Source organism: Halanaerobium sp. (assembly GCF_003070835.1).
In genome coordinates this window covers 1-17,970 of sequence record NZ_QBLR01000054.1, presented here as the reverse complement: position 1 = coordinate 17,970, position 17,970 = coordinate 1, and the positions used below count along the sequence as shown (strand labels likewise).

The 17,970-nt window shown below is 34.6% G+C and carries 12 protein-coding genes; all 12 read left to right on the top strand.

Annotated elements, in window-relative coordinates; genetic code table 11:
* The first annotated feature begins 327 nt into the window (after window positions 1–327).
* Window positions 328–2,007 (top strand): ABC transporter substrate-binding protein, encoded by a 1,680-nt coding sequence (locus CI949_RS07780; RefSeq protein WP_290764877.1) that lies wholly within the window; start codon window positions 328–330, stop codon window positions 2,005–2,007.
* 81 nt (window positions 2,008–2,088) lie between these two features.
* Window positions 2,089–3,078, top strand: a complete 990-nt coding sequence (locus CI949_RS07775) for an ABC transporter permease (RefSeq protein WP_110301148.1) — start codon at window positions 2,089–2,091, stop codon at window positions 3,076–3,078.
* 3 nt (window positions 3,079–3,081) lie between these two features.
* The gene (locus CI949_RS07770) at window positions 3,082–3,945 is read left to right on the top strand and encodes an ABC transporter permease (RefSeq protein WP_110301147.1); all 864 of its coding nucleotides are present in this window, start codon (window positions 3,082–3,084) and stop codon (window positions 3,943–3,945) included.
* Between the two features lie 3 nt (window positions 3,946–3,948).
* Complete coding sequence (locus CI949_RS07765) at window positions 3,949–4,941, top strand: ABC transporter ATP-binding protein (protein WP_110301146.1); 993 nt, start codon at window positions 3,949–3,951, stop codon at window positions 4,939–4,941.
* Window positions 4,928–5,851 carry an ABC transporter ATP-binding protein gene (locus CI949_RS07760; RefSeq protein WP_110301145.1) on the top strand — a complete coding sequence of 308 codons (924 nt, stop codon included), beginning with the start codon at window positions 4,928–4,930 and terminating at the stop codon, window positions 5,849–5,851. Before CI949_RS07765 ends, CI949_RS07760 begins: the two co-directional genes overlap by 14 nt.
* A 95-nt stretch (window positions 5,852–5,946) precedes the next feature.
* Window positions 5,947–7,299 (top strand): GH1 family beta-glucosidase, encoded by a 1,353-nt coding sequence (locus CI949_RS07755; RefSeq protein ID WP_110301144.1) that lies wholly within the window; start codon window positions 5,947–5,949, stop codon window positions 7,297–7,299.
* 167 nt (window positions 7,300–7,466) lie between these two features.
* Window positions 7,467–9,557 (top strand): methyl-accepting chemotaxis protein, encoded by a 2,091-nt coding sequence (locus CI949_RS07750; protein ID WP_110301143.1) that lies wholly within the window; start codon window positions 7,467–7,469, stop codon window positions 9,555–9,557.
* Between the two features lie 66 nt (window positions 9,558–9,623).
* Entirely contained in the window at window positions 9,624–12,107 is a 2,484-nt protein-coding gene (locus CI949_RS07745; RefSeq protein ID WP_110301142.1) for a glycosyl hydrolase 2 galactose-binding domain-containing protein, read from the top strand.
* 173 nt (window positions 12,108–12,280) lie between these two features.
* Entirely contained in the window at window positions 12,281–13,480 is a 1,200-nt protein-coding gene (locus CI949_RS07740) for an AGE family epimerase/isomerase (RefSeq protein WP_110301141.1), read from the top strand.
* Window positions 13,481–13,502: 22 nt separating this feature from the next.
* Window positions 13,503–14,705 carry a glycosidase gene (locus CI949_RS07735; RefSeq protein ID WP_290764862.1) on the top strand — a complete coding sequence of 401 codons (1,203 nt, stop codon included), beginning with the start codon at window positions 13,503–13,505 and terminating at the stop codon, window positions 14,703–14,705.
* Between the two features lie 161 nt (window positions 14,706–14,866).
* Entirely contained in the window at window positions 14,867–15,853 is a 987-nt protein-coding gene (locus tag CI949_RS07730; protein WP_290764860.1) for a glycoside hydrolase family 130 protein, read from the top strand.
* Between the two features lie 61 nt (window positions 15,854–15,914).
* On the top strand, window positions 15,915–17,606 hold the full coding sequence (locus CI949_RS07725; protein ID WP_290764858.1) for a glycosyl hydrolase: 1,692 nt from the start codon (window positions 15,915–15,917) through the stop codon (window positions 17,604–17,606).
* Window positions 17,607–17,970 lie beyond the last annotated feature (364 nt).

The window sequence follows — 17,970 nt, the reverse complement described above, 5'->3', positions numbered from 1 at the left end:
CGGTTTATTCCTTTCATATTTGTTGTAGGTAACAAATATTATATCAAAAGAAGGAATAAGTCGCCAATTTTTTATCTAATTTTTTTGTAAAGTGGTGTTGTCTGCAAATTTGCGCTATAATTGAATCAAGAAATCGTTTTAGTAAATTTTAGCGCAGTTTTGATTGGATTGTTAGTTTTTTCTAGCATTAAATTAATTTAATTTAATGAAGATTCATAAAACAGCTAAAATTTTGCTCACTCTTACTTTTTATAAGTTAATAATCCCTTAAGATAAAAGAGAGTGACATTTTGCATCATAAAATAATTTAAAGGGGTGTGTTTATTAATGATTAATGTTGGTAAGAAAGTTTTAATTTTAACTCTGGCTTTTCTATTTTTAGTTGGAGGAATGTCTTTAGCTCAGGATCTTCCTAGAGAAGAGACATTGGTAGTTTCCGGAGCAATGTGGGGACCTCCATCAACCTGGAATATTTTAATTCCTAACCCTACACCTGGAACTGGCGGTTTAGTTTATGAGACAATGTTCTCTTATAATCCTCTCGATAATACTTATACTCCCTGGCTTGCAAAAAGTGGAGAATGGGTAAGCGAAAATGAGTATGTTCTTAATTTAAGAGAAGGAATTAATTGGACTGATGGTGAAGAATTTAATGCAGAAGATGTAGTCTTTACCTATGAAATTGCAAAAGAAAATTCTATAATGTATTCACCTGTCTGGAAATGGCTCCAATCTGTAGAAGCTGAAGGTGATTATACAGTTAGATTTACTTTTAGTGAACCTCATTATGCAGAATGGAATGCAGAATTATATGAGCGCTACATTATACCAGAACACATCTGGAGTGATATTCCTTCTGGTGAATTAATCACCAGAACAATGAAAGATCCAGTTGGAACTGGTCCCTATACTGCTAGAGAAGTCGGTCAGGATAGAATGGTCTGGGAAAGAAATGATAACTGGTGGGGTAATGATGTTTTTGGACAGCCCAAACCTAAGTATCTTGTTGACTTAGTTAATCAGAGCAACAATGTAGTAATGGGTATGTTAATGAAGGGTGAGCTTGATTTAAGCAACAACTTTATTCCTGGAGTTCAGAAAATTAAAGACCAATTTGGTTTAAAAACCTGGTATGAAGAAGAACCCTATATGCTTTCCTGGAATACTGCTAATTTATACATGAACACCACTAGAAAACCAATGGGTGATGTTAATTTTAGAAGAGCAATGGCCTTTATGGTAAATAAAGAGTCAATTGTTGAGCGAGTATATGGTGGTCTTGTAAAAGCTGCTAATCCTACAGGGTTATTTGGAGAAGGTTGGTTAAAATATCTTGACGAAGAAGTAGTAGATGAATATGGATTTGAATACAATACTACTAAAGCTAAAGCACTTCTAAATGATGCAGGTTATGTAGATGCAGATGGTGATGGCTGGAGAGATATGCCAAATGGTGATCCTCTAGAATTAAGTATTATAGTTCCTAGTGGCTGGACAGACTGGATGTCAGCTGTTAGAGTTATTGCTCAAAATGCTGAAGAAATTGGTGTTAATATTAAACCTAACTTCCCTGATTCTTCACTATTTGACAATAAGCGTTTTAATAAAGATTTTGACATGTTAATCGCTAACTTCCAGACCACATTATCCTCAACACCATTTGACTACTGGAATGGTGTAGCAAATGAAAATATTAATGGAAAAACAATTAGTAATGGTAACTGGGGTGCTTATGATAATCCAGAGCTGTTTGAATTAATTGATGAGTTTAATATGACTAGAAATGAAACCAGAAAACAGGAAATTGCATCTAAGATTCAGAGAATCTTATTAAAAGATATGCCAACTGTTCCTCTCTGGCATAATGGTCTCTGGGCTCAGCAGACTACAAATAATTGGACTAACTGGCCAAGTGAAGATAAGCCTTATGGTGTTCCAGTAACCTGGGGTAATGCTTATCAGTTAGGAATGATCGATACCTTAATCGGTATTAAACCAGCTAAATAATTAATAGACAATTGAATTTAACTAATAAATACAGGTCCGATATTCTTATCGGGCCTGTTATTTAGAAAGGAGCAGTATAAAATGGGCAAATATTTACGGAAAAAATTAATGATTTATATTATTACATTTATTTTGGCAGTTACCATAAATTTTATCATCCCCAGAATGATGCCTGGAGATCCAATCCAATCACTTTTGTCACGTTTTTCTGGAATGGAGGGGGGGCGTCAAATTTTAGAAGAACAATTAACATTATTATTTAATCTTGATCAGCCAGTGTGGCAGCAGTATCTTAACTTTTGGAAATCAGTCTTTACTCTTGATTTTGGAATCTCAATTATCCAGTTTCCAACTCCAGTAATAGATATTATAAAAAGAGCAATTGTATATGATTTATCTGTTTTGTTTCCTGCAATTATATTAAGCTGGATTGTTGGTAATAAGTTGGGTGCTTATTCAGGAACTGATAAAAAAGTAGATAATGCTTCAATGCCTTTCTTTTATTTTCTTGCTTCATCTCCTTATTTCTGGATGGCTGGTTTGGTAGCCTTCTTCTTTGGAGTTGTTCTGCAGTGGTTCCCAATCAGCGGGGCCTATAGTGCAGTAGCTTCCCCTGCTTTAAGTTGGAATTTTATTAAAAACTTTTTACATCACTGGTTTTTGCCCTTCTTTACCATGTTTTTAGTTCAGCTGGGCGGCTGGGCAATTGGTATGAGAAATATGATTATGTACGAAAAAAGCTCAAATTATTCAAAGTATATGGAGACCCTGGGTTCTTCTAAAAAGTTAATTCGTAAGTATGGTTTTCGGAATGGTGTTTTACCTCAGGTTACCGGTCTTGCTTTAAGAATCGGCCGCATAGTGGGGGGAGCAATTACAGTTCAGGTAGTATTTAATTATCCTGGCCTGGGAAGAATGCTTTTAGATGCAGTTCAAAATCAGGATTATTTTTTAATGCAGGGAATCTTTTTGACAATTGTAACAATGGTTTTAGTAGCAAACTTTGTAGTCGATATTGTATACATGTTTATTGATCCAAGAGTTAGGCTTTCATTTACTGAGGAGGTGTAGATTGTGGCAAAAGATTTCTGGGCTAAACATGAAAATTTGTATTATGCCCTTACAAATAAAAAAGTACTTTTTGGTTTATCTATTGTAATTTTAGTATTTTTGCTGGCAGCTTTTGGTCCACTTTTAACAAGATATGAATATGATGAATATGCAGGTCAGGGTTATTTACCACCTTCATCAGAACATTTTTTTGGAACTACAATTGATGGGAAGGATGTATTTACACGAACAGTACATGGTTTACGTTCAACCCTTTTAGTTGGTGCTATTGCAGGTACAATTGCAACTTTAATTGGCTGTATAATTGGTTTTGTAGCCGGTTATTATGGTGGAACAATTTTTGATGAACTTTTAATGATGCTGACAAATATCTTTGTTGTAATTCCCCAACTGGCACTTTTAATTGTAATTGCAGCCTTTTTAGAAGTACGGGGGACCTTTGTGATGGCAGTTATAGTTGCCTCTACAGCCTGGCCCTGGACAGCAAGAGCAGTAAGATCTCAGACCCTTTCTCTTAAAAATCAGGAATATGTATCTTTATCTAAAATTTCTTCAATTAGTGTGGGTAGAATTTTAAGAGAAGATATCGCTTCCAATATGTTTTCCTATGTATTTATGGTTTTTATCCAGCAGTTCAATGGAACAATGCTGGCAACGGTACAGCTCGAATTTTTAGGACTGGGACCGACAAAAGGAATTTCTCTGGGACTTGTAATGCAGAATGCTGTTAACTGGAATGGAATCCAACTTGGTATGTGGTGGTGGGCAATAATCCCTGGTTTAATTTTAGCAATTTTAATTACCGCACTTTATTTTGTCAATACAGGATTAGATGCAGCCTTTAACCCACGTTTGAGGGAGATGTAAGTGATGAGCGAAAATATATTAGAAGTCAAAAACTTAAAGGCATATTATGATATTTTAAAAGGACAGGTCAAAGCCGTAGACGATATAACTTTTACTTTAAAAAAGGGAGAAATTTTAGGTCTGGCAGGAGAATCTGGCTGTGGTAAAAGTACTCTGGCCAGCACTTTTATTTCCAGAAAAAAACCTCTCAAGTATATTTCGGGTGATGTTGATCTGGTTGGTCATCAGATTATGGAAATGAGTGAAAAAGAATTTAAAAAGCTCCGCTTAAGAACAATTTCTTTAATTCCTCAGTATGCCCTTGATGCTTTTTCTCCAACTAAAAAGATAAAAACATATATAGCGGATCTGGCCCGACAGCATGGGGTCAAAACAGATAAGAAATTTTTTGATAAGGTAAAAGAACGGCTTGATCTGGTTAATCTGGATCAATCAGTTTTAAATAGATATTCAATTGAACTTTCAGGTGGTATGAAACAGAGAGTAATTATGGTAATTTCTACAATTTTAGATCCAGAATTTTTAATAGCAGATGAAATTACTTCAGCTCTGGATGTAAGTTCTCAGCGTTTTGTAGCAACAATGCTGGCTAATCTGCGGGATTTAGAGATAATTGGTTCTGCAATGTTTATTACTCATGATTTATCTATTTTATATCAGATAGCAGATCGGATCATGATTATGTATGCCGGTAACTTTGCAGAAATAGGACCAACAGACGAGATTGTAGACAATCCTCGTCATCCCTATACCAGATCTTTAATTGATTCTCTACCTAAAGTGGGTATTCAATATAAAGATAAGCGTTTATCTGGTATTGAAGGAACACCACCTCATCTGCTTAATATTGGTAAAGGCTGTCGTTTCAGACACCGCTGTCCTTATGCAATTGAAAAATGCGAAGAAACTCCAAAAAGGGAAAAGGTAGCAGAAGATCACTATGTTTCCTGCTGGAGATGGAAAGAGTTAGGAAGTGATTTAAGTGGAAAAAAATAATGATGTAGTAATGTCAATTCGGGGATTATCCAAGATCTTTAAAAGTGGTATTTTAAATCCTGAATATACTGTAGCTGCAAAAGATATTTCTTTTGATATTGAAAAGGGTAAAATTATTTCTCTGATTGGAGAAAGTGGTAGTGGAAAAACAACAGTAGGGAAATTGATTTTGAAGCTGATTAAAGTTTCTGAAGGTGAGATTATTTACAAAGGTAAAAACATTTCAGAAATTGAAGATAAAGAAGAAACGAAAGAATATTATCGAAGAGTTCAAGGCATTTTTCAGGATCCATTTGCAACTTTTAATCCTCTCTACCGTGTGGATCGAGTTTTTGATATGATTTTTGATTCTTTTGACCTGGGATTTGAAGATAAGGATAAGGCAATTAGAGATGCCTTATATGATGTAAACTTAAATCCGGATCGTACTTTAGGTAAGTTTCCTCATCAGTTAAGTGGAGGACAATTGCAGAGGCTGTTAATTGCCAGGGCACTACTGATGGATGTTGATGTTTTAATAGCGGATGAGTTAATCAGTATGCTGGATGCTTCAACCAGAATTGGAGTTTTGAATTTACTGGTAGAATCCTGTAAAAAACACGGGATGGCAGTAATTTTTATTACTCATGATCTTAACTTAGGTTATTATATCAGTGATAAATCACTGATTATGTATAAAGGACGTCTGGTTGAAAGAGGAGATACCAAAAAGATTTACGAAAATGCAACTCATCCTTATACGCAGATGTTATTTGAAGCCGTACCTGAGATTGGTGAACGCTGGGACCCGGAGGAAGAATTCTTACCGGAACAGGTAGTAAACGATGTACAAAAATTCTATAAAGAAAATAAAGGTAAAGGCTTTGTAGAAATTGACGAAGATCACAGTGTATTATTTAGTGATAAGTAGTTTTAATTTATTAAAAAAACTATCTAAATAATAATCGCATAATAAATACAATAGAAGACGATAGATGATAATTGAAATTTAGAGGAGGCAGTTGAATGGCAAAGATAATATTTCCCGAAGATTTTGAATGGGGGGCTGCTACAGCATCCTATCAAATTGAGGGAGCATATAATGAAGATGGTAAGGGTGAATCAATTTGGGATAGATTTACCCATAAAAAAGGTAATATAGTAAATAATGATACGGGAGATGTAGCCTGTGATCATTATCATCGCTACAAAGAAGATGTGGAGTTAATGAAGGAGCTGGGACTTGATACTTATCGTTTTTCCATAGCCTGGCCCCGTATTTTACCGGCAGGTAAAGGAAAAATAAATCAAAAAGGAATTGACTTTTATAAAAATCTGGTTGAGCAGCTTTTAAAAGCAGGAATTGAACCATCTGCAACTCTTTATCACTGGGATTTACCTCAAAAATTGCAGGATAAGGGAGGCTGGGAAAACAGAGACACAGCTAAATATTTTAATGAGTATGCTCAGATAATGTATAGAGAGCTTGGAGATATGGTTCCACGCTGGATAACTCATAATGAACCCATGGTGGTTTCAATGGTTGGAAATTTATGGGGAGAACATGCTCCCGGTTTTAAAGATCATCGGAAAGCACTGCAGGTTGCGCATAATGTTTTGCTCTCTCATGGAATGGCGGTTAAAAGTTTTAGAGAAAGTGGGATTGAGGGTGAAGTTGGAATTACTTTAAATTTGAATCATGTTTACACTAAGGGCGATAACAGAGAAGATCAAATTGCAAAAGATTACTGTGATGCCTTTAATAATCGCTGGTTTTTAGACCCTGTATTTAAAGGGGAGTATCCGGAAAAACTAATGGACTTATATCAGAATAAATTTGATAAACCAATTGAGATAAAAGCTGGAGATCTTGAAATAATCAGTAAGGAGATCGATTTTCTGGGTATTAATTATTATTCAAGAGCTCTGGTGGAATATGATGAAAGTGAATTCTTAAACTACAAAACTATCAAGCCAAAAGATGCAGATTATACTGCAATGGACTGGGAGGTTTATCCTCAAGGTTTAACAGATCTCTTAAAAAGGCTGGATCAGGAATATACTAAAAAACCAATTTTTATAACTGAAAATGGAGCTGCTTATGATGACCAGATTGCAGAAGATGGCAGAGTTCATGATCAAAAAAGGGTGGATTATTTAGAAAAACACTTTCAGGCCGCACATCAGGCAATTGAAGAGGGAGTTAATCTTGCCGGCTATTATGTCTGGTCTTTGATGGATAATTTTGAATGGGCTTTTGGATATGATAAGCGATTTGGAATTATTTATATTGACTATGAAAATAATCAGAAGAGGATCTTAAAAGATAGTGCCCGATTATTAAAAGATGTAATAGAGAAAAATGGATTAGAAAAATAATATTGAGTAAAAAATGAATATAGTATCTAATTTTATATATTAATTTTCAATTGAAGCTTAAAGCTGCTTAAAGACAAAGAAGCTGGTTCCCCTATACCAGTTTTATAAGGTTTCTGGCCGCTTTAAGCTTTATTGATTTTAAAAATTAAAAGCAGGAGGAGAAAATTATGTCTGCTCAAACAGAAAATTTATCTTTTTTTCATTCCTTAAAATGGAAAATATCAGCTGTGATAGTAGTTATTTTATTAATAATGCTGGGTGCCATTAGTTATATAACTTTTAATTCAGCGGCGGAGATTGTTAGAAATCAAATTAATGAAAATATCAATTTGGTTGCTTCTTCCTATCAGAGTAATGTTGAGGCAATGATCAAAACTCTGGACAGACAGATCGATTCAATTGATTCTGACAGCAGTTTTAATGGCTATTTTACTTTAATGGAAGGTCTGTATCCGGGAAGCACTACTGATCCGGAAGCTAGAGAAGAATTTGCAGTAAATATAGATTCATTTATGGGAATGCAGTACTCTGCTGCTGGAGCACTGGGTTCTGTTAGAGAGAATATTGAAAATATTGAATTTGCTTATTTAGCAATGTCAGATGGAACTGTGATTGCGGATTCTAGGGCATATTCGGCACAGGCTTTAGAAGATAATGAGCATTATTTAAAAGAAAAATTGGATCAGGATTTATATAAGAATATTAACTTTGGGACCATACATAGAGAAAATAATCAGAACTATCTTTTATATAACTCACCAATCTATGCTGACGATGGTGAAACGATTATAGCTTATATAGTTCTGGCTTTAAATCCTGAAATTGTATATTCCGAGCTGCAGAGTTTGGATATTGAAAATGCTGAAAACTATAAATTAATCAATTCTGAGGGACAGATAATTAGGGCCCAAAATAAAGAACTATTTGCAGTGCAAATAGACAATAGCTGGTTTATGAATCAAACTACAGCAGAAAATACAGTTAATTCTGAAGAAGTTGGGGGTAATTATCTCTTAAAAAAACAAATAACAGATAATTTGGCTTTAGCAGTAGAAATTCCAACAGAACAGATGCTGGAACCTGTAAACAAACTGGGCAAAACTATCTGGACTGTCTCAGGAGTCTTTTTAGTCCTGGCGCTGCTGCTAACCTTCTTATTTATCAGCTGGCAGCTTAAACCACTCTCTTCTTTTATGGAATCATTTAGCAAAATGAAAAATGGTGACCTTCGAAATCAGGTTAAGATGAGGGGAAAAGATTTAAAGAGAAAAGATGAAATTGGTATTATGGCTGGTATCTTTAATGAAATGCTGACGGAACTTAATAATTTGGTTATCGATATCAACAATCAGGCTCAAAGTTTAAATATCTCTGCCGAAAAAATGGATCAAAACAGCAGGGAAGTTAATAAAGGTGCGGAAGAAGTTGGGTTAGCTGTAGAAAATCTTTCCGCCGGATCAGAAGAACAGCTGGCTCAGATTGAGGAAAGCAATAATAATGTACAGCGATTAAATCGGGAAATTAAAGAAGTTGATAAAAATGCAGAAGAAATTGCTAATGGAGCAGACGAAGTACTGGGAAAAATTGAAAAGGGTAATCAGAGTGTAAATAGTTCTATTAATAACATAAATGATTTGAGTCAGGAAACAAAAGAGGTTGCAGAATTAATACAAAATTTGGGTACAATGTCCGAAGAAATTGGAAATATTGTAGTTTTAATCAATGACATATCAAATCAGACTAATCTTTTAGCCTTAAATGCTGCTATAGAGGCGGCAAGAGCCGGAGAGGCAGGGCGTGGTTTTTCTGTTGTTGCTGATGAAATTCGTTCTTTAGCCGAGGAATCAGCTGGAGCTACCGAAAAAATATCTAAATTAATAGAAAAAATTCAGTTTGGAGTAGATAAAGCAGTAAACTCTATGGATCAAAATGAAGAACTGGTAGATGCCAGTGTAGAAAGTATTGAGGATACAAATAATATTTTCAAAGAAATTAGAAAAGTATCTAAAAATCTGGGTAGTTCAATAGATAATGTGGTAGCCCGAATTAGCTCCATGCGGAAAGAAAGTGAAAATGTAGAAAATGCAATTAATGATATTGCAAAGGTAACCAGGGATTTTGCTTCCAGTTCTCAACAGATTTCTGCTTCCACAGAAGAACAAACTGCTTCCACAGATGAAATACTGACTACTGCTGTTGAATTAAAGTCGATGTCAGAGGAGTTAATTGCAAACATTAATGATTTTAAAGTAGAATAATTTTGTGATTTAATAAAAGTAAGTTAAATGGTTTATGTTGAAAACAATCTAAATTGAGGTGAAAAAATGAAAAAAATATCTTTAAATGGTACATGGCAGTTAAGTCAGACTGATCAAGAACAATCTATTAATGCCGAAGTACCAGGGTGTGTTCATACAGATTTAATTAAAGCTGGAGAAATTGATGATCCTTTTTATAGAAATAATGAAGAAAATCTTATGTGGATTGGAGAAAGTGATTGGGATTACAGCAGAAAATTTAGTCTGGGATCCGAATTTATAAGTGCCAGGAAAATTATTTTAAGTGCTCAGGGTTTAGATACTCTGGCAGAGATATATATTAATGGTGAACAAGTTGCTTCCACAAATAACATGTATCGCAAATGGGAATTTGAAGTACAGGATTATTTAAGAGAGGGAGAAAATGAAATTAGAGTTCATTTTAATTCTCCTTTACCATATTTAAGAAAAAAAGATGAGGAGTTTCATATACCGGCCTGGAGTGTAGGTGATCACCGCCTTCATGGGGGTGGCTGGCTGCGCAAACAACCGAGTAACTTTGGCTGGGATTGGGGCCCAATGCTGGTTACCATGGGAATCTGGAATGACATTGATTTAATTGCTCTAAATACAGCTAGAATTGAAGAAATAAAGGTTGAACAGAACCATCTGGAAACTGGCAGTGTTGAAGTAGATGTTGAACTTATAACTGAAAAAATTGCTGCTGAAAAATTAAAGGTGAGGGTTAATTTTACTCAGTCTGGCGAATCAATTTATCAAAATAATTTTGAAATTGAAGGTGAAAAGGCAAAAATAGATTTTGAAATAGATAATCCGAAACTCTGGTGGCCTAATGGGATGGGGGAGCAGCCGCTTTATGATCTTGAAATATCTATTTTTGACAGCGGAGGACAGGAATTAGATGTTGTTCGGAAAAAAATTGGTTTAAGAGAACTAGAATTAATTACAGAAGATGACCAGTGGGGTCAATCTTTTAAATTTGCAGCTAATGGTAAAGAATTTTTTACTAAAGGTGCTAACTGGATACCAGCAGATGCTTTTGTCTCCAGAGTTGAAAGAAAAGATTATCGTCAGCTTTTAGAATCAGCAGCAGATGCAAATATGAATATGCTTAGAGTCTGGGGTGGTGGACTCTACGAAAAAGATGATTTTTATGAAATCTGTGATGAACTGGGGCTGACTGTCTGGCAGGATTTTATTTTTGCCTGTGGAACCTATCCCAGCTTTGATGATGATTTTATGGCTAATGTAAAGATTGAAGCGGAAGAGAATGTTAAAAGAATAAGACACCATGCTTCTCTAGCTCTCTGGTGTGGTAATAATGAGATTGAACAGGGTATTGCAGCTCAGGAGTGGAATAGTGAGAAGATAACCATGCCCTGGGATGATTATCAAAAATTATTTGACCACTTATTACCCGAAGTAGTAGCAGATTATGATCCTCAAACAGATTACTGGCCCGGAAGTCCCCATAGTCCAAAAGGGGACCGCAATGACTTTAATAATCCCGACTGGGGAGATGCCCATCTCTGGGAAGTCTGGCATGGTAAAAAGCCTTTTGAATGGTACAGAACCTGTGAACATCGTTTTAACAGTGAATTTGGTTTTCAATCATTTCCGGAACCAAAAACAGTTTATGGATATACTGAGGCAGAAGATCGTAATATAACCTCTTATGTGATGGAACAACATCAGCGCAGTGGAATTGGAAATACTACAATTATGCAGTATATGCTTGACTGGTTTAAACTACCAGAGGGTTTTGAGAATGTTTTATGGACAAGTCAGATCCTCCAGGGCTTAGGAATTAAATATGCTGTAGAAAACTGGCGGCGTAATATGCCGCGAGCTATGGGAACACTTTACTGGCAGTTAAATGACAACTGGCCTGTAGCCAGCTGGTCTTCACTTGATTATCACGGCCGCTGGAAGGCCTTACATTATATGGCCAAAAGGTTTTATGCTCCAATTATTATCTCCGGAATAGAAAATAATGCGGATGCAACTGTTGAAATTCATGTAACCAGTGATAAATTTGAGAACATCAAGGGTCAGGTTAACTGGCAGTTAAGAAATGTTAGTGGTCAGCTGATTTTAGAAAACTCATTTGAAACCGAGATAAAATCCGAAAGTAACCAACTGCTGAGGACTCTTGAACTTCAGGATTATGTAAATCAATATGGGATAAGAGATTTAATGCTCTGGCTTGAATTAGAGGTAGATGGAGAAATAATAGCTGATAATTTTGTCTCTTTCGCTAAACCAAAACATATGCAGCTTGAAAAACCAGAGATTGAAACTAAAGTTAAGCGTCTTGAGGCTGGTAAATATTGGTTGAGTATCAGTTCAGCTAAAACAGCCCTCTGGACCTGGCTAGAATTAGAAGATAATGATTTAAAATTAAGTGATAATTTCTTCCATCTTTATCCAGGGAGAGAAATTAATATAACTGCAGAAATTGATGCTGATCTGAGGGCAGAAGAATTTGAGTCACACTTAAAAATAAGTTCATTAGTTGATACTTATTAATTTATCAAAGTAAGAGATTAGGATATATTATATTAAATATTTTAAAAATAAAATACTAACTTAAAATACTAAACAAAAATAATTTTAATAAGAATAAGGGTTGAATTTTAAGGTGTGACCGACCTTATTAATTCAACCTTTTAACTATTTCTTAAATCTAGGAGATGATAAAAATGAAAAAAAATTTATTAGAAGAATTCGCCGATTCAGTTACTAAAGAAAAGGCTGATTTACTAACTTTCTGGCTGAATAATTCTATTGATAAACATTATGGAGGATTTTATGGTGAAGTATCGGTTTCTAATAAAGCTCAGGCTGAAGCTGATAAAGCCTTAATTTTAAACAGCCGTATTCTCTGGAGCTTTGCTAATGCCTACCGCGAGGATAAAAATCCAGATTATTTAAAGATGGCAGATAGAGCTTATGATTATCTCATTGCTAATTTTGAAGATAAAAAATACGGTGGTTTTTACTGGCTGCTAGATTACAAAGGAGAAGTTAAAGAAAACAAAAAACAGATTTACGGACAAGCTTTCTGTATCTATGCTTTTAGCGAATATTATCGTGCTGCTGATAATGAAGATGCGTTAAAAAGGGCTGTAGATCTTTTTTCAATCCTGGAAAGTGAAAGTTATGATCCAGAATACAAAGGTTATTTTGAAGCATATAATAGAGATTGGTCAGCAGCTGATGATATGAGCTTAAGTGAGAAAGATCTGAATGTCGCCAAATCTATGAACACTCATCTTCATATTTTAGAAGCTTATACCAATTTATATCGTGTCTGGCCTGACCCTGGTTTAGAATCAAAGCTTAAAGAATTAATTGAAGTTGTAATCAATAATATAGTTAATCAGGATCAGTATCGCTTTAAGCTCTTTTTTGATCAGGACTGGACATCAAAATCTGATATTATTTCTTATGGTCATGATATTGAAGGGAGCTGGCTTCTTTATGAGGCAGCAGAAGTACTGGGAGAACAGGTTGTTCTTGATTTTGTAGAAGATTATGCACTAAAAATGGCAGCTGAAGTCTTAGAAAATGGAACTGCAGCAGATGGAAGTATTTATTACGAATCTAAAAATGGTAAATTAGATAGAGACCGCCATTGGTGGCCTCAAGCAGAAGCAGTTATTGGATTTATTAACGCCTACCAGTTAAGTGGAGAAGAAGATTTTATTCAGGCAGCTGCTAAATGCTGGGATTATATTATAAAAAATATAGTTGATCAGCAAAATGGCGGCTGGTACTGGCTGGTAAATGAGCAGGGAAAAGCAGCTTCTAAAGCTAAAATTAATGCCTGGAAGTCGCCCTATCACAGCAGTAGGGCCTGTTATGAAATTATTAATAGAATTGAACAAATTTTAGTCTAAAAAATAATTTGAGGTGAAAAAAATGGATTTAATAAATAAACCAGATAAGGATGAATTTCAGACTCGTCTTCGCTTGTTAAAAAAGAAAAGACAGAACTTAGTTGAAAGAAAAAATGAAAGAGTTGAACCAGGTAACGGAATTTTTTTCCGCTATAAACATCCTGTTTTAACAGCAGAACATACACCGATTTTCTGGCGTTATGATTTAGATTATGAGAGTAACCCATATTTAATGGAAAGACAGGGTATTAATGCTACTTTTAATCCTGGAGCTATTAAAATAAATGGTAAATATTATTTAATTGTCAGGACTGAAGGCAGTGATCGTAAATCGTTTTTTTCCATAGCAGAAAGTGATAATGGAATTGATAATTTTGAGTTCTGGGATTATCCAGTGGAGATCCCAGAAACTGAGAGACCGGATATTAATGTTTACGATATGCGTCTGGTTAAACATGAAGATGGCTGGATCTATGGTATTTTCTGTACAGAAAGAAAAGACCCGAAAGCTGAACCGGGTAACACAACTGCTGCAGAGGCTCAGGCAGGGATAGTGAGAACAAAAGACCTTAAAAATTGGGAACGGCTGCCTGATTTAGAAACTCCTTCTCCCCAGCAGAGAAATGTAGTTTTACACCCGGAATTTGTAGATGGTAAATATGCATTTTATACCCGCCCCCAGGACAGCTTTATTACAACCGGTTCTGGTGGTGGAATCGGTTGGGGTTTAGCAGATGATATTGAAAACCCAAAAATTGCAAAGGAAGAGATAATTGATAAAAGGTTTTATCATACAATAAAAGAAACAAAAAATGGTCAGGGAGATGCCCCAATAAAAACTGAGGAAGGCTGGCTGCATATTGCTCACGGTGTCCGAAATACAGCTGCTGGTCTGCGTTATGTTATTTATGCGTTTATGACGGATTTAGATGTACCAACTAAAGTTATATATAATCCTGGTGGTTATTTAATAGCACCTCAGGGGGAAGAGAGAGTGGGAGATGTCTCCAACGTAGTTTTTGTTAATGGTGTTGTTAAAGAAGATAATGGTAGAGTTTTAATTTATTATGCTTCCTCTGATACCCGGATCCATGTGGCAGAATCTTCAGTAAATCGATTAGTTGATTATGTTAAAAATACACCTGAAGATAAACTACGCTCTGCAGCTTCTGTTCAGACAAGAAAAGAGTTAATTAAAAAAAATATTAAAATAATAAACAATTAAGATGATTTAAGCTAACAGGATTATTATAATTCTGTTAGCTTTTTAAAATAATAACTGAGTTAATTACAAAAGAATCTGAATTATATTCATGTTCAAAGTGATAGTTTTATAATATTATTAATTTACAGAATTCAAATAGAAAATTTAAGGAGTGTTAATTTATGAGTGAAGAATTAAAAATTTATGGAAAGAGCCTTCCGAACATTCCCTGGGAGGAAAAACCTGCTGATTGTGACAATGTAGTTTGGCGTTCGAAGAAAAATCCAATAATTCCGCGTGACGCGACTCCAAATTCTAATAGTATTTTTAATAGTGCTGTTGTTCCATACAAAGATGGTTTTGCTGGTGTCTTTAGAGTTGATGATAAGGCAAGAAATATGAATATTCATGCTGGCAAAAGTAAAGATGGAATAAACTGGGACATTGAACCAGAGCCAATAGAATTTGAATTTGATAAAGAAGAAATCGGTAAATCAGAATATAAATATGATCCACGGGTAGTAGCAATGGATGGAAAATATTATGTAATGTGGTGTAATGGTTATCATGGTCCAACAATTGGGCTGGGATACACTGAAGATTTTAAGAAATTTACTCAGATGGAGAATTCTTTTTTACCTTTCAATAGAAATGGGGTTTTGTTTCCAAGGAAAATAAATGATAAATATGTTATGCTGAGCCGTCCCAGTGATAATGGCCATACTCCGTTTGGTGATATATTTTTAAGCCAGAGTAATGATTTAGTGCACTGGGGAGAACACAGATATGTAATGGGAACAAAAGGTGGCTGGCAGAGCACAAAAATAGGACCAGGACCGGCTCCAATCGAAACATCGGAAGGCTGGCTCTTAATTTACCATGGTGTTTTAAATTCCTGTAATGGCTTTGTTTACAGTATGGGAGCTGCCCTATTGGATTTAGAAAAACCATGGCAGGTTAAATATAGGACTGAACCTTATTTACTTGCTCCAAAAAAAGATTATGAGTGTGTTGGAGATGTACCAAATGTTGCTTTCCCATGTGCAGCTCTACACGATCCTGATACTGCTAGAATGGTAATTTATTATGGTGGAGCAGATACTATTGTTGCTGTTGCCTATACTAAAATTGATGAGTTGATAGAATTTATTAAGAATAATTCACTTTAGAATAATATGATATTTCGTGTTCAAGATTATAAGAATCTCAAACATAAGAAAGGAATAGCTGATGGATAAATTAACTATTATTTCTCTTATCTTATTGATTATGTTTTTTAGTACCACAGTTATTGCAGTTGAGCCAGCAAAAATTATTAGAACTGAACCTGTCAATTCGGAAGCGAGTAAAGAAGTTCGTGCAGTACTTAATTATCTTCATACTATCAATGGAAATAAAATGCTCTCAGGACAAATGGAGTCTGCTTGGGTGGATGGACCTAATTATGAACTGGAATATATAAATAAACATACAGGTAAACAACCAGCTATCAGAGGCCTGGATTTTATTCATGAAAAGGATAATCAAAATGTTGTTAATAGAGCAATTGACTGGTGGCGTAAAGGTGGAATCCCGACAATCATGTGGCACTGGGGAGCACCAACAATTGGAGAAGGTTATGAAAATAGCAAAAAAGAAATTAATATTGATCAAGTTTTAACAGAAGGAACAAGGGAATATAAAGCAATGATTTCGGATTTAGATAGAATTGCTAATTATTTAAAACAATTGAAAGATGCTAATGTTCCTATAATCTGGCGCCCAATGCACGAGCATAATGGTGGTTGGTTCTGGTGGAGTAAAGGAGGACCAGAAAAGTTTAATAAACTATGGAGATTTATGTATAATTATTTTACTGAAGAAAAAGGATTAAATAATCTTATCTGGTTTTTAGGTTTTGCAGATAATGTTGATGAAGATTGGTATCCTGGGGATGAATATGTAGATCTAAGTGGTGCTGACACTTACAATGTTGATTATAAACCACAGAAAAGGATGTATAACTCCGTTCGAGATGTAGTAGGATTAGGAGAGCCAATAGCTTACCATGAATGTGGAGTAATGCCTGATCCAGAATTATCAAAAAAAGATAATATTGATTGGATTTGGTTTATGACCTGGCATTCTGATTGGCTTATAGATAATAATTCAATAGAACATCTAAAAAAAGTATATAATAGTGAATATGTAATAACCTTATCTGAACTACCAAATATTATGGATTATTATATTACTGAAAAAGTAGAAACAAAAATCGCTAAAATTTATACAATGGCAAAAGGAAATGGTAAAATTAAGAGTAGTACTAATAATACAACAGTAGATAAAAGAACTGAAGTCTGCTTTGAGGCAGTTGCAAATAAAGGTTTTGAATTTACTAAATGGTCAGGAAATATTAATGGTCAACAGAATCCCATTAAAATAAATGCAAATGATGATATTAAAATAATTGCTCACTTTAAAGCGGCTGCAAATACCAATCTGCTAAGTAATGGAGATTTTTCTGATGGCTTAACTGGTTGGAGTAGCTATATTTTTGAAAATGAGGGAGCAAAAGCTGAACTGAAAACAGATAAGGGAAAAGCTAAAATTAATATTCAAAATCCTGGTAAAGAAAAGTATCATGTTCAATTAATTCATTCTAATATAAAATTAGAAAAGGGTATTAAGTATAACCTAACTTTTGACATTTATTCAGATTCTGAGCGAAAATTATTTGTGAAAGTTGGAGAGCAGGGTGGAGATTATTTAATGTATTTTGGTGATGATTCAATTGAGATTAGCCATAATAAAAAGACAATTAAAAGAACTTTTACTATGGAGGAAGCAGATGATCCTGATGCTCGTATTGAATTTAATGTTGGATTAGAAAAACCAAATGTTTATATTGATAATGTTAGTTTAAAACGGGTAGAAAATTAAGAATCCTAAACGGCAGAGTTTAATAGCTCTGCTTTTTTTAGAAAAATCTGAGTTTATTACAAAATCATTTGAGATTATTACATTTTTATTTGTAATTTTCTGATATATAATTATATTAAGTTAAATAACAGGCAAGATTATAAGTTTATAAGTAATCACAAATAGCTTACCGGTAGCTAAACTAAACTCAGGAGGAAAAAAGTGAAGAAAAAAATTGTTTTATTATTATTAGTTTCACTACTATTAGTTTCTTTTATGTCAACTGCTGTGATGGCCCAGGAAGAGAATTATGAAAAAGAGTACACTTATGTAATTAATACAATGAATGTAGATTCTCTACTTGAAGACCCTCGTTTGGATTTAA

Bases quoted from the DNA above. Each gene is read 5' to 3' on its own strand.
- CI949_RS07780 (WP_290764877.1), top strand. From the start codon at position 328: ATGATTAATGTTGGTAAGAAAGTTTTAATTTTAACTCTGGCTTTTCTA.
- CI949_RS07750 (WP_110301143.1), top strand. From the start codon at position 7,467: ATGTCTGCTCAAACAGAAAATTTATCTTTTTTTCATTCCTTAAAATGG.
- CI949_RS07740 (WP_110301141.1), top strand. From the start codon at position 12,281: ATGAAAAAAAATTTATTAGAAGAATTCGCCGATTCAGTTACTAAAGAA.
- CI949_RS07765 (WP_110301146.1), top strand. From the start codon at position 3,949: ATGAGCGAAAATATATTAGAAGTCAAAAACTTAAAGGCATATTATGAT.
- CI949_RS07735 (WP_290764862.1), top strand. From the start codon at position 13,503: ATGGATTTAATAAATAAACCAGATAAGGATGAATTTCAGACTCGTCTT.
- CI949_RS07775 (WP_110301148.1), top strand. From the start codon at position 2,089: ATGGGCAAATATTTACGGAAAAAATTAATGATTTATATTATTACATTT.
- CI949_RS07755 (WP_110301144.1), top strand. From the start codon at position 5,947: ATGGCAAAGATAATATTTCCCGAAGATTTTGAATGGGGGGCTGCTACA.
- CI949_RS07745 (WP_110301142.1), top strand. From the start codon at position 9,624: ATGAAAAAAATATCTTTAAATGGTACATGGCAGTTAAGTCAGACTGAT.
- CI949_RS07725 (WP_290764858.1), top strand. From the start codon at position 15,915: ATGGATAAATTAACTATTATTTCTCTTATCTTATTGATTATGTTTTTT.
- CI949_RS07730 (WP_290764860.1), top strand. From the start codon at position 14,867: ATGAGTGAAGAATTAAAAATTTATGGAAAGAGCCTTCCGAACATTCCC.